Genomic DNA, 13,150 nt, shown 5'->3' with positions numbered 1-13,150 from the left:
GGGTGTCGCCAGGCAAGCGCCTGCTTCCCATGCAGTCGCACTTCTGCCTGCCAAGCCTCGCTCTCAGCTCCAAAGCCCCTTCGTTACCACTCCCTGTGGCTCACCGTTGACTGTTACCGCCGGGTCGGCCTCCACCACGCGCACGGACATGTCGATCGGTGCGGGCCGGGCGTTAGCGGTCTCGGCTGCCGAGAGGTGCCGGACATTGGAGGAGCCGTCGGCAAAGGGCCGGATGGTATGGGCCAGGAGACGGGTCAGTTCCTCCTCGAGACCCTGCTGCAGCGGGGTGCCGTCGGGGCCAAAGGAGTCAATCTCGCGCTCAGAGAGCACTACGCCGGTGGCCACATGGGTGGCGGTGAAGTGCAGAATGCCGCTCTCGTTGTAGCGGAACTTGACCTCGATCTTGTTCCGCTGGACATCCTGCTCCCGATTCGGGAGCGGCACCTCGATGTTGGCCAGCGGAAAGGCCCTGTCGCTGTCGGCCGAGTGGCCAACCTCGCCCTCAATCACCGGGACGCGTACACAGGAAGCTCCCGGCTTGCTGGGATGGAAGGTTTTCATGCCCTCCGCAGGGAGCGTGGCGTTGCGATGAATGATCGCCTGAAACCCCCTCTGCTCACCCGCAATCACAGCCGTACCCAGGTCGTAGCTGGTCACCAGAGAGAAGTCGCTGTCGTCTCCGAGTTCTCCGTCGAGGGAGGCCGCGTAGATGGCCGCACCCCGGGCAACGGCGGTCATGGGCCGGCACAGGCCGCTGTCGACGATGCGGTCGTGGCCGAGCAGCTCGCCCAGGGCGTGACGCACTTGGGGGATCTGCGAGGTTCCGCCGATCATCAGAACCGAGTCGATGGCGTCCGGGGTGATGGCCAGGTCTTCCAACGCCTGCTGGACCGGCTCCAGGGCACGGGTGATGAGCGGGGTGATCGCCTCGGTGTACTCGGCCGCGGTGATCCTGACCTCGCGCTTCGAGATCAAGGGGGCAAGACCGACCGGGAGGTCGAAGAAGAGCGCGCCATCCATGGGCACGGAGGACAGAGCGATCTTCGTCAGCTCAACCGACCGGCGCCACCGGCGTCGCTCGGCCTTGGTGAGGCGGTCCGCGGTCAGGCCGATCTTCTGCTGGATCAGCTTGGCCAGTGCGTTGTCGAACTCCAGGCCGCCGAGGGCGGTGATGCCGCGGGAGGTCTGCTCCTCGAAGAGACCGTCGTCGTATTCGAGGACGGTGACGTCGATGGTTCCGCCGCCCCAGTCGAAGACGAGGAAACGGCCGGGGATCGGGACGTCGTGGGCGTACGAGATCGCTGCTGCTGTGGGCTCGTTGAGCAGTGCCCGGACCTTCACACCGCCGAGCACTGCCGCGGCACGGGTGCGGTAGCGGGCACCGCCCGTCGCCTTGGCGGGGACGGTGACGACCGCGTCGGAGAGGTCGAGCAGCTGGGCGGAGACGCCTTCCTTCAGGCGGCTGAAGAGAGAGGCGGCCGCGACCGTACTGTGGAACTTCTCCGAGCCGACCCAGACGTGGTACTCCTCCAGCCGGGCCGCGACCTCGAGGCCGTCGATATCGCCGTCCTTCTCGGCGCTGGAGCGCGTGCCGAGCATGCGCTTGACGGCGTCGAGCGGCTCGCTGGTGCCGGTCTTCGCCTCCCAGCCGAAGCAGAGAGTGCGCTGCAGGTCTCGGACGGACAGCACGGAAGGGAAGAGCTGCTCGAACTCCGACATCTGCCACTGGGCGGGCACGTTGTCGCCGTCGACCGGCAGGACTTCGGTGGTGTGCCCGTTCCAGTGAGCGACCACGGAGTTGCTGGTGCCGAAGTCAATACCGAAACTCATCGCGTTTCCTTCCGCGTCACCCGGCGGCGGTCTCCGTTTCCTGCAGGACGGGGGCGCGGTGCGCCGTCGCCCTTCCCATTGCCTCTGTTCTGCTGCTTTTCGGGGTCCTGACCCCGGTGATACTTCTTTCTCCCGTGCTGTGCAGGAGCCTTCTTCTCCAGCTGCTTCTTCTTGGCCTCGGCCTGGTTCGCTCTACGCCTCTGACCGGGTTTCACCTCGTCGAGTGAAGGCTTGGGAAGTTGTGCCTCGGCAACAGCCCGCAGCCATCCGCGTTCAACGAGCTTCCCCGACTCCTTGTCGACGTAGGCCGGCGCGATGAGCTCGAACGTGACCGGCTCTCGCTTCATCACGCCGGGCTGGTCCTCCACGACGTTGAACAGCGACGGGTCACCGGTGTCGTCGACGATCTGCAGGCCGGCCTTTGCTGCCTCATGGTCAAGGCGGGTCAGCACCGTTGTCAGCTTCTTCGCCTCCAGCACGTGCCGGTGCAGGACGGCCAGCTGCGCCAGGTGCATCTGGCGCGTGCGGATGCTCTCCAGCACGCCTCTGCGCACCGCTTCGGTGAACTGAGGAAGTACTCGGCGCATCAGTTCGGCCCGGAAGGTGGAGACCAGATCAGCCTCCGCCTGCTTGTCGGCCAGAGCGGCGCCCAGCTTCTCCGTCGCCTCGTGCAGCTCCTCCTCCACCACGGGCAGGAGCGTCTCGTTGACCGACTTCAGGATCGCGGCCGCGTCCAGGGCCCCTGGCGTGAACTCGGGCAGGTGGCTCTCGGTGTACCGCCAGGGAGCAGCCTCGGCCGCCCTGAGCTCACCGCGATTCCGCACGCTTCCACGATTCGGCCCTCGTCCCCGACTCCGTCGGGATCCATCACGGGGGTCAGAACCACTGTCGCCTTTACCGGCTCCGCTGCTCATGATGTGCCGCTCTCTGGGTCTTCAAGGGCTGCGGTGTCTTCAGCAGCCGGGGAAAGGCGTTCTGTCGCCTTGGTGATTATTTCTCGGGCAGCCTCGGTGCGAGACCACTCGCGGTCGCTGTCCGTGGATGGCATCGTGAGCCTCCGTAGGGGCTCGGGCGGGAGCTCCAGCCGGTGGCTTGTGCCGGTGGGGGCTACCCAGCGGTGTGGGGCGAGCGGTACCACGAACCGGGGCAGTTCCTGCTGCTCCCGCTCGGCCTTCTCGATCATGTCCTTGGCCCGGTTGATCTGGACGCGGCCACCGTCGTCGAGTTCCTTCCTCAAGGTTCGCCAGGCCTTCTTCCAGTCTTCCGCCTCGTCGGGTACGTCGAGCACGAGGTACGGGTTGAGCTGTTGGTCGCGTTCCCCGAGCGGCCGGTCCTCCAGGAAGCTCCGGTTCTTCCGCAGCGCGACCACGGTGGCTCCACCCAACTGTTCCTTCACCGGGGGACGGCCTTCAGCATCCTGCTCCAAAAGCTTGAGAGACTCCGTCATCTCTTGGCCGACGCACAGATAGGCCTGGATGTTCTGGGCCTCCCAGCGCACTGGCTGCGACTGGTGCCGGAGCCTCGAAGCCACAGTAAGCGCCGTCTTCCTCCGCTGCTCCGCAGTCACGTCGTCCCCGCGGAGGAGGGCACGGTGCATCTGCCGCACGGCCCTGATCAGGAGCCGCACGCCGATCCAGCCGTTGAACTTCCTGCTACTCGCGCTGCGCACCTGGGAGTTGATCCGTTCTAGGAGGACCCACAGCCGCTCGTCGGCGATGAGGTCGTCCGGGACCTCCCCGGTCCGCCGCACCTCACGCAGGCTGTCGAGGAGCTTCTGCGTCGGTGGCAGGAGGTCGGTCCACTCCTCGGCAATGGAGCGGGCGTCGTTGGCCTGCAGTCTCACCAGCAGTTGCCAGTCCTGCGGCCAGTCACGGCCAGGTTCCGCTTCCGGGCCGGCCTCCCGGCGCTCTCGCTCCAGGGGCCAGGCCAGCAGGTCCATCTCTTCATCGGTGAGGGATGCCGGGTCCAGGCGGGCACGGAAGTAGGCCGCCCGGGAGGTGCCATCGTGATCGGGGACCGCGCCGATCCACTCCTCATCGATGTAGTCGTCGAGGAGCGGCCGGGGAAGCTTCGCCAGAAGAGCCTTCTGCCGCGGGGCAGGCAGGTTGGTCTCTGTCAGGCGGCGGTCGTCCTGATAGATCTGCCACATACTGCCCGGCTCCCCCGGGAGCGGCAGTGGCTTGTCTTCCAGCAGGGCGCGGGCCCGGTCGTCGAGCTGGCCGTTGAAGACGTCCAGTCCGTGGTCCTGGGCCATGACGAGCAATGAGACGCCTTCGACCGGGCCGTCCTTCCGGGATGCTGTATCGACCGCGACCCATGCCAGTTTCTCTGCGGAGAGCCTTCCGGCCTCGGCCTTCAGTGCGTCGGGCAGCATGAGTTCCGCAAAGGAGCGGGCGCGCTCCCAGGCCACTTGGTCGGCGAATCCTTCGGGAATCGGTTCGGGCACGACCGGTTCGGGCTGCTTTTGCGGCGGAACGAACGGGGCCGGGCTGCTTCCACTTTCCGGGACTTCCCTAGTGGTGACGGCCTCGACGGGAGCGGTCCGGCCCTCGCCGCGAGCCTGACGGAGGGCGAGGCGGCGGGCGATCTCGCGCTGTCGCAACTCCTCCAGGCGAGCCTGCTCGTCCTGGCCTGCTCCCAGCGGGATTTCCGGCGTCATCAGAAGTCCTCCGCGAAGCTGCGCACCTGCTCGATCACCGCGGCAGGAGTGCGGTCCAAGCCGTGGGAGTCGGCGAAGGCGATCCTGGTGGCGAAGCCGCGGGAGCGGACCTCGTCACGCAGGGCCTGGAGGCGTTCGTTCGGGCACTCCTCGGTGATGGACTCCAACGGATGCTTGACGGCGACCGCGACTGGCTCGCCAGTGAAGTCCGAGGTGAAGAGCGCGACCGGTCCGGCTGCTGTCTCCGCCAGGCGGACCGAAGTCTCCTCGTCCGCCCAGCCCTTCAGCAGGACGGCATGCTCATCCGGGTCGATCTGCAGTTTCCGGCCCCGCAGGGCATCGGTCAGGTCGCGGGCGAGCCGCCAATCGTACAGCGGGTGGAGGCGCATGTTGGAGTAGTCGCGCAGGCAGGCGTAGCAAGAGCTGCGGCAGTTCTGCGCATGGTGGTCAGCCTCCAGTTCGTGCACATATTGGTCGACCGCCTGGAGGAACTCCTCGATGTGTTCTTCCGAGCCGAGGTAGGTGCTGAAGCCTGCGCCGTTGTCGAGGGTGTCCGCCAGATAGGCCATGACGGGAGCGGCCACCGGGGCGTCCGAGCCGTGGATGCCGCTGAGGAGTTCCTCCGGCTGCACGTCCAGGTGCGGAGCGGCTGCACGGCGCAGGAGGGCCGCCAGCGAGTACCAGGCGGCACGCCGGCCGTGGTACGCCTCGGGGAAGCCGTCGGTCTGCTGAGACTTCGAGATGTCGAAGCGGAGACCCCGGCTCGTGTCGAAGGCGCCCTTGGCCCCGATGAAGAGCATGTCAGTGTGCTGGGTTGCGCCGAGGGCAATCTCCAGGTCGGCCTCCAGCCTGGGGCTGTCCACGGTTTTGTACCCGCCCCAGGCCCCGTGGTTCTTGACGAACCGGAAGAGCTTGCCGGCGTTGGTGTTGACGATGTAGCGGTCGCCGCTGCCGGTGTGGACGACCATCCAGTCGTCGGCAGCACGGTGGATGCGCGGGGCGGTCTTCTCCAGGTCGGTGGCGGTCCGTGCGCTGGTGGCGTTGGAGCCGACTTCCCGATAGCCGTCGTAGTCGCGTGCTTCGGGGGCGGCCCGGAAGCCTGCAGGCTCCCGGAAGGGGACAGCTTTGTAGTACTTGCTCTCCGCACCGCAGGCGGGGCAAGTTCCGGCGCTTCCGGTCTCCGGGTCGACGACGGCCTGCGGGTCCACATGGGAGCAGATCCTGCACATTGCGACCAGCTGTTCCGGGCCGAAGGGATCCTCGGCGGCCTGAACGCCGCGGCCGCTTGGGACGAGGGACACCACGCCCATGGAACGGAGCAGACGGCCGTCCTGCGGGGTCTCGCTGCCCGGCGCGAACTTGCTGAGGGCGACGGCCAGGTCTCGGTTGACGGAGTCGGCCGGCGGCCAGGGGAAGGTTTTCTGCGGGATGCTCCGATAGAGGAGGCGGGAGCGGGTCGGGAAGCCGAACATTGGCAGGAGGCCGGCCTCCGCCAGACGCTGGCTGAGGTCGGAGTGGCCGACGGTTCGGGCTGCCACCTCGTCGACCTGGTCGAGGAGTTCGTCAATGACGACCACCGGGTCGATGGCGGTGATGTTCTCCGGCGTCCCGGCCTGGAGGGCCGTGGCAGCGGCCCTGATGCGGCCCGGGTGATCGGCGATCCAGCGGCGGACGGAACTACGGTGCATCGGCCAGTCGGCGGCGAGGCCGAATTGTCCGTGGACGTTCGTCGTCATGTCCGCCCCCTTCCTGGGGTCGTCCGGCTGCATGGGCTCGAAGGCCTGGCGCAGGACTTCTCCCAGCAGGACCCGCCGGAAGACGGAGACCATGCCGAGGACCAGGTAGGGCGGCGGGGTCGGGTCGTTGGTGATGGCTTCCGGGCGGGCGAAGTAGTGCTCGTCGTGGCTGCGGCCACGGCAGACGGTGAGTGCCACGGCGACCGGGCTGTTGCGTCGGCCTGCGCGGCCCACCCGCTGCTGGTAGTTGAAACGGGTGGGCGGCATGTTGGCCATGATCACGGTGTTGAGGGGGCCGATGTCGACACCGGCCTCCATGGTCGTGGTCACTGAGAGCAGTTCCAAGCCGTCCGCCTGCGGCACGTCGTTGTCGCCCAGGAAGACATCCTGGAAGAGGCTCTGCCGGCGCTGGGCCTCCAGCCGGTCCGTCTGGCCGGTCAGCTCCGCGGTCCGCAGGGGGAAGTCGCCGGTGCTGTGGGCCGCCTTCCAGGCGTAGTAGTCGCCTTCGAGGACGCCGCTGTACTGCTGGGGTATGGCAGGCAGCGGGGTCAGACACTTGGTGCACAACCCCGCACCCGGGTGCAGGTGCGGACGGTGGCAGGAGAGACACGTCCAGGCTTTGTTCTCGCCGGGGCGGAGCGCCACCTTCTCCGGCTTGATCACGTAGTCGACGACGGCGTCCTTCCAGACGCCCAACACCCGGTCCGTGATCGTCTCCAGATCGGTTCCCTGGCCTTCGGCGACCTGCTTCCAGAAACGCTTCAGGGGGGCGGGAGGTCCCTGAAGAGAACCGCGCATCCTGGTAAAGCGCCGCATCAGGCCGAGGATCCGCAGGCTGGCCCGCGCCACGGCCTGATCGCTGTCCGGGCCGATCTGTATCGGTGACCGGTCGTCGCGCAGGCAGAGCCAGCCAAGACCGAGTGATTCGAAGTCTCGGCCTCCGCTGGAAAAGAGGCTGCCCACGGTCTCGAGGCGGAGACGAGAACGGAGACGGTCGAGCAGTTCCTCCTGGGTCTGGGTATCCACCACCGCATCGCGGTCCCGTTCCCAGTTGTAGAGCGTGGTCCAAGGCTGTCCGGCTGAGGTCTGCTGGAGCGAGGCCGCGGGCCCCGCGGGGTTTGTGCCGTACTTCAGCAGCATGCCTTCGAGGTCGGAGGCGAGGTCGTCCAGCGACGGCAGTTCGGAGAACTTCCGCTCCAGGTCAGGCAGAAGCTCCGGATCCGCATCGAGGTCGTCGGTGAGGATCGCCTTCAGGCGCCCCCAGTCGGCCGGGTTGCGGTCCCGCAGCCGTCGCATGGCGGCACGGACGCCGTCACGTTCAACCGGTTCCCCCGCGTAATGGGCTTTTACGAGCTGAAGGTCTCCGAACGGATCTCCCTGGCTCTCGACGGCCTGAGCACTAAGCAGACGGAGAAGGTCCTGGTAGTGGCGGAGGGCAAGACCGCTGGCGAGCTCGGAGGCGTCATCGCGGCTGTCGGAGAAGGCGATCGCTTTGCGCTGGCCGTCAGGGAGGTGGCCGAGGGCTTCCGTCACCAGCACCTGGTTGATCTTGTAGAAACCCGTGCGCATCCGCCGGACCGGCGCGTTGCGCAATCGATCAGGGGATTCGAGCGGGATGAAACGGCCGTCCCGGTCACGTTTGATCTCCCAGTCGTCGCCGCAGGCCGGACAACGGGTGGGGAAGGCCTGCAACCGGGCCGGGTCGTAGGCCGGCTTCTTGCCCTCCTTGTCCAGGGGCACGGAGATGTGGAACGACCATCCCGTGTGGTGGACGTCCCGGTTCTCCAGGCGGCCGGTCGCGGGCTGGTAGGCGCTGCGTCGGAACCCGAACTCGACCTGCGGTCCCCCGTCGGACAGGCCCGCGTGCCAGCTGGGGTCGTCAAGGCCGAGGCCCTTGGTACGCGGCCAGTACACGACGTAGTTCGCCGCGGTGGGCACCCCACTGGCCTCGTCTGGAAGCAGGTCCAGGTCCGGGAAGTCGGTGTGGAGGGCACCGGTGAACTTGCGCTTGTGGGTGTCCTTGGGACTGGCGTAGCCGCCGAGCATGAGATCGCCGCATGCCTGGCAGGAGAGAAGCTCCAGTACACGGGCGCCGCAGGTGCAGCGGGAGGTGGGCTCGGCGAAGAGCCGGCCGACCCGGCGTTCGGGGCCGTGCTCCACGGGGATATCGGGGCACTGCGGGTCGGAGCAGGCCCAGACGCCCTCGATGTTCCGGAAGAAGAAGTGGGCGCGGAGCTGGGGAAGTTCGGGATCCTGGGCGGAGCCGAGTGTGCGCAGGACCCCATGGAGGGCGTCCTGGCGCTGCTCCTCGGGGACGGCCGGGAAGAGGTTCTTCGCCAGTTCGGGGGCGGGCAGGGCGCGGGGTTTGCCACCGGGGGTGAGCGCACGCTGGAGCGCCGGACCGAGGCCGGTCTCCCGGGCCAGAGCGACGGCATCGCGCCGGGAGATGGGGGCCTTCGCGGCTCTGACGAGGCGTTCGGTGTGGACGGCCAAGTCACCCTCGCCGTGATTCTCCTTCGCCCTGCCGGGGATGATCACTCGCCGAGAGCCGGGCAGGGCGAAGAACCCATCGAGGAATTCGTCGTCCCGTCCGGCCTCCAGGGAGGCGGAGGCGGCGAACACGCGGAACTTTTCGGGGCTCTTGTCGAGGCCGAGACGGTGGCGCAGGTTGCGCAGTAGGTAGGCCACCTCGGTGCCGGCCGTGCCGCGGTACATGTGGAGCTCGTCGAGAATCAGGGTGAAGCAGGCGCCTGGCGTCTCCTCCAGCCACTTCCGGGTGGCGCTGAAGATGAGCTTCTCCTGCTTGCGGAGCAGCATGATGTTCAGCATCGAGTAGTTGGTGACCATGATGTCCGGCGGAGCAGCCTGCATGTCCCAGCGGGCGTGCATCTCCGCCCCGCCGAGGCGCGGGATGAAGGCTCGCAGCTCCTCGCCGAGCTTCTCGTCGGCCTTACGCTGCCGTTCCTGGACCTCCCGCAGGTACTGCCGGAGACGGAAGTTCGCAGGTCTGGAATCGCGGCTGCCGGAGACGGGAGTGGCTCCGGTGTAGCGGCCGAAGTAGTAGCGGTGTCCGTTGCGCTTCCTGTCCAGCCACTCATGTGCCTCGCTGCTGTTCAGCGATTTCCGGAGTCGGACCAGCTGGTCGTCGGCGAGGGCGTTGGTGGGGTAGAGGATCAGCACGCGCATAGCGGCAGGGTGGCCGTGCTCACCCTGCCGGCTGGGCACGTAGTCACCGTCGCCCTGCCACCATTCCCGCTGCGCCACACGCGTGCCCTGCCAGTGGACGGACTCAGCGACCAGGTCGGCCAGGACCGGCAGCAGGAAGGACTCTGTCTTGCCGGAGCCTGTACCGGCGGTGACCACGAGGTCCTTGCCCTCGCAGGCGGTGACCAGGGCATCGTGCTGGTGCTGGTAGAGGCTGGCCACGCCGTCGGGGAGCGCGAACCGGGCAAACTCGGCCGCGTCGGGGTGCGCCCCTGCCTCGGCAAAGGAGTCCGCGATGCTGATGCCCCGGGAGGCGTACTGCGGGCGCAGCTCGATCAGCGGGTCGCGCCAGGCTCCGTTGTCCCGGTCCAGCAGGCTGCGCCGCTCCTCCATCACGGAACGGTCGTCGACGCCGAACGGGGTGTCGTAGTAGCGGAAGAGCGCGCTGCGCAGATCGCCGAAGGTGCCCATGACATCCTGGACATCGGTGTTCGTCACCGCCGCTGTCTGCTGTTCGATGCTCACTTGACCCTCCCGCCGGTGGCCCCCACCGGTCGCGGCATGATCTCCAGGTTCTGCTGCAGCGAGACGGCGATCGCCTCAGCCAGCCCCCTCGGCACGTTGTCGTACGTGCGGGTGTGCACGTGCTTGCCCACCGAGGGCGGGAAGCCGCTGCACAGGACGGCGGCGCGCTCGTGCAGGGCGGGCAGGGGCGCGTACCGGTCGACGAAGAGCCGGCCGATGCCGACACGGCCCTTGCCGGCTTCCGGCCTCCATCGCGTCGCGCCGGTGCGGTGACGGGCGAGCTCGAGGTAGATGCCCGTCTCGCGTTCCACCGCGTAGAAGACGCCGTTGCGGCGGACACGGGTCAGGCGTGCGTAGTCGGCACCGCGCCAACGGTACAGGCCGTCCTCGTTGTCCGTCTCCACTGGGACGAACCGCTGGAGGCGCAGCTCGTACTTCTCCAGCGTGTTAGCGGTGCTCCCGCCGGGCGGCGCGGACTCGGGCCCTGGAGTCGCCTGCGGAAACAGGTCCATCAACTGCAGGGCGGCACAGGGTACATAGCGGGCCCCAAGCAGGTCGGCGGCTTCCTGAAGGGCCCGCAGGTCCTCATACTGGAACAGGAGGGTGTCGGGCAGCGGCGCCTCACCGGCCTCCAGCCGATGGGGGACGGTGATCAGCTCCATCCACTCCTGCGCCGCCTCGTCGACGCGCGCGCTGATCCGCGCGGTGCGCGCGCCGGTCAGCAGCGCGAGGCCGTCTGCGTGAGGCAGCCGGGTCAGTATCGGCGGCGCCACCGACCAGCGGTCGGCGCGCAGGTCCACGTCGATGAAGCCGAGGGCCGCGACCTTGCGCATCCAGTCCCAGTCGGCGTACTCCTTCAGCTCCTGGCCCCATGCCTGGGCTTGGCTGCGGACGCCGTCACGCAGTGCGGACGCCTTGCCGCTGCGGCTCTCGCTCAGCCACCGCAGGAGGATCTCGCCGAACTCGTTACTGCTCATCGTTCCAGCTCCTTCGCGGCCTGCACGTACTCGACCCACGAGGACTCGGTGGACGCCTGCTGGGCGTTGAGGACGACGCGAGCCCATGCCCGCGGGTTGGCGGCAGTCTTCGGCTTCGGCGTTCCGGGGTTCACCGGGCGGCCCTTCCAGCGTCCGCTCCGGCGCTCCAGGAGCCAGCCGCCGATGCCGTGGAAGTCGGCCTCGAAGCGGAGCGGGGCGGGGGTGTCGGGGAGGCGCTCCGTCCACCAGTCCGGCTGCTCCGGGGCCTCCAGCGTCCACAGCCGTCCGTCGGCTGCCGCGAACAGCACCTCGTCCGCGTCCCGCCGGCACAGCTCCATGACGGCTGCAGTGTTCTGGAGTGTGACACCCGTGCAGTCGGCTCCGGTGATGCCGGTCGGCAGGGTCTGCTCGGCGAGGAGGGAGGGCGACTCCGACACCGTGCCGTCCACGACCGTGAAGCCGCAGACCTTGGTCATCTTCGGCTCGATGACGGCCTGGTCCGCCGTCGCAAAGTCGATCTCCACGCCTGCGTAATTCACCGTGTGGCGGCCCGGCTCCAGCCGGAGCACGGCCAGGGGAACGGGACGACCCGCGGCGATCGCCTTCTTGAGCTCGGGCCGCTCCTTCCCGTCGACCAGCAGCGTGCCGTCCATGGCGTCTGGCAGGACCACATGGGGCTCACCGCCCCGCAGATAGAGGTGAGCGTCGAGCGAGGGCGCGAGCTTCAGCCCGCCCTCGAGGCGGAGCTTGAACTGCGCCGGAGGCTGCAGGAGGCTGATCGCGCCCTGGGCCTCGTGGAGCGCCCGGCGCAGGGTGACGGCGTCGTCGAAGGTGACGGGGCGGTGCATGGACCAGCTCTGCGGCACCCATGTCAGCCTGCTGGTGTCGCTGTTCCTGCCCGTCGTCGCCGCCTTGTCCAGTAGCCGCTGCACGTCCCGCTGCGCCGTCGGGGAGGCGAGCACCACGTGTGTCTCTCCCGGGCGGAAACCGTCGGTGCTGGCCCAGACGCCGAGCACGTCGTCCCGTACGAGCACCAGGACGGAGGAGGAAGGGCGGCTGAGCACCAGATTGTCCCCGTCGCGACGGATACCCCTGACGAGGGTGTCCGCGCTCGGGACGGGCAGGCCCGTCACCTCGTAGTAGGCGGTGTCGCCAAGCTGCTCGAGCACGACGCCGCCCTTGAGCTCGATGCGGTCCTTCTGCTCCGCGGACCGCAGGCGCGCCACCCAACTGAGACGGCCGGCGTCCAGCCGCACTAGTAGCTCGGCGCGGGTGACACCGGTGGGCACCAGCTCGTCCGAACCATCCCAGGAAGCGGCGTAGTTGCCGATCAGGCTGGCGAGGAAGGGGCGGAACTCCTCCTCCTGCAGGGCGTTGCGGAAACCCTTGGAGAAGTGCCGCTCCATGCCTTGGATCTCGATCTGGGCCAGCAGTGTCTTCCCCGGGAGCGGCCAGGTCGTGCCGTGCTCCCTCAACGACCGGAAGAAGTTCGGCATGAAGGACCGGTCCGCGCCGCTGAGCAGCGCCTGGGACTGGGCGAACCCGATCATACTGCGGTTCGAGGGCAGGTCGGCGGGTGCGGGAATGGTGCAGAGACCCCGCGCGCCTCTCTGGCTGAACTGCCAGGAGGCCAGCACCTGCCACATGCGGGAGATGGGCTCGTAATGCTGGCTGCCCAGCTGCTTCGCGTCGCCGGTCAGCAGCTCGGAGAAGCGGGCGTGGTAAGCGGTGGCCCGGTGGTTCTGGTCGTTCATCATCCGGGACGCGGCCATCACCGAGCAGGCCAGCAGCGGCAGGAAGACGGGCACGCCGTTCTTGTCCTGCTGCCGCTTGCGCCAGCGGTAGTCCTCCAGCGCGCTGTACGGTTCCGCGGTCCCCAGCCGAAGAAACTTGCCCACGCACGGGACGAGGGGTTCGTCTATGCCGTACCCGCGCCTGAGTCCCTGCTCCACGTCGTCGTCGACGTAGAACAGCGTCGGGTGGCCGGCGTGCTGCCGACCGAAGAACTCTTCGGCCAGCGCTTCCTGCCACACCTCATAAGAATGATCCACTCTGTCCCCAAAAGAGAGGTTCCAATGCCCTGTTCGTAAAGTCCCCCTGGGCATGGAACGATTCCGCGTCACCCTAGAGCCCGCCACTGACAACGGGCCGCCACCGAACGCCCCCTCGGGCGCAGCTCCCGTCTGCCGCGCAGCCCTCGACCGTCACCGGTCGGCGCA

Annotated in this window: 6 protein-coding genes; all 6 read right to left on the bottom strand. The window is 68.1% G+C overall.

What is annotated here, in order from left to right; translation table 11 throughout:
- Positions 1 to 63: 63 nt before the first annotated feature.
- Positions 64 to 1,830 (bottom strand): Hsp70 family protein, encoded by a 1,767-nt coding sequence (locus RFN52_RS35365; protein ID WP_311241131.1) that lies wholly within the window; start codon positions 1,828 to 1,830, stop codon positions 64 to 66.
- Positions 1,827 to 2,654 carry a PspC-like choline-binding domain-containing protein gene (locus RFN52_RS35360; protein WP_184852678.1) on the bottom strand — a complete coding sequence of 276 codons (828 nt, stop codon included), beginning with the start codon at positions 2,652 to 2,654 and terminating at the stop codon, positions 1,827 to 1,829. The genes RFN52_RS35365 and RFN52_RS35360 overlap by 4 nt, the downstream gene beginning before the upstream one ends.
- A gap of 86 nt (positions 2,655 to 2,740) precedes the next feature.
- Positions 2,741 to 4,489, bottom strand: a complete 1,749-nt coding sequence (locus RFN52_RS35355; protein WP_184852675.1) for a hypothetical protein — start codon at positions 4,487 to 4,489, stop codon at positions 2,741 to 2,743.
- Positions 4,489 to 9,954, bottom strand: a complete 5,466-nt coding sequence (locus tag RFN52_RS35350; protein WP_184852672.1) for a DEAD/DEAH box helicase — start codon at positions 9,952 to 9,954, stop codon at positions 4,489 to 4,491. Before RFN52_RS35350 ends, RFN52_RS35355 begins: the two co-directional genes overlap by 1 nt.
- Positions 9,951 to 10,931: a hypothetical protein gene (locus RFN52_RS35345; RefSeq protein ID WP_184852669.1), complete on the bottom strand. Its 981-nt coding sequence runs from the start codon at positions 10,929 to 10,931 to the stop codon at positions 9,951 to 9,953. Before RFN52_RS35345 ends, RFN52_RS35350 begins: the two co-directional genes overlap by 4 nt.
- Positions 10,928 to 12,982 carry a hypothetical protein gene (locus RFN52_RS35340; RefSeq protein ID WP_184852666.1) on the bottom strand — a complete coding sequence of 685 codons (2,055 nt, stop codon included), beginning with the start codon at positions 12,980 to 12,982 and terminating at the stop codon, positions 10,928 to 10,930. The genes RFN52_RS35345 and RFN52_RS35340 overlap by 4 nt, the downstream gene beginning before the upstream one ends.
- Between the last annotated feature and the right edge of the window lie 168 nt (positions 12,983 to 13,150).

The sequence above is a fragment of the Streptomyces collinus genome (assembly GCF_031348265.1).
Classification (GTDB): domain Bacteria; phylum Actinomycetota; class Actinomycetes; order Streptomycetales; family Streptomycetaceae; genus Streptomyces; species Streptomyces collinus.
Note: the sequence above shows the minus strand (reverse complement) of the source record. Positions and strands in the feature narration are given on the sequence as shown.

Bases quoted from the DNA above. Each gene is read 5' to 3' on its own strand.
- RFN52_RS35365 (WP_311241131.1), bottom strand. From the start codon at position 1,830: ATGAGTTTCGGTATTGACTTCGGCACCAGCAACTCCGTGGTCGCTCAC.
- RFN52_RS35345 (WP_184852669.1), bottom strand. From the start codon at position 10,931: ATGAGCAGTAACGAGTTCGGCGAGATCCTCCTGCGGTGGCTGAGCGAG.
- RFN52_RS35355 (WP_184852675.1), bottom strand. From the start codon at position 4,489: ATGACGCCGGAAATCCCGCTGGGAGCAGGCCAGGACGAGCAGGCTCGC.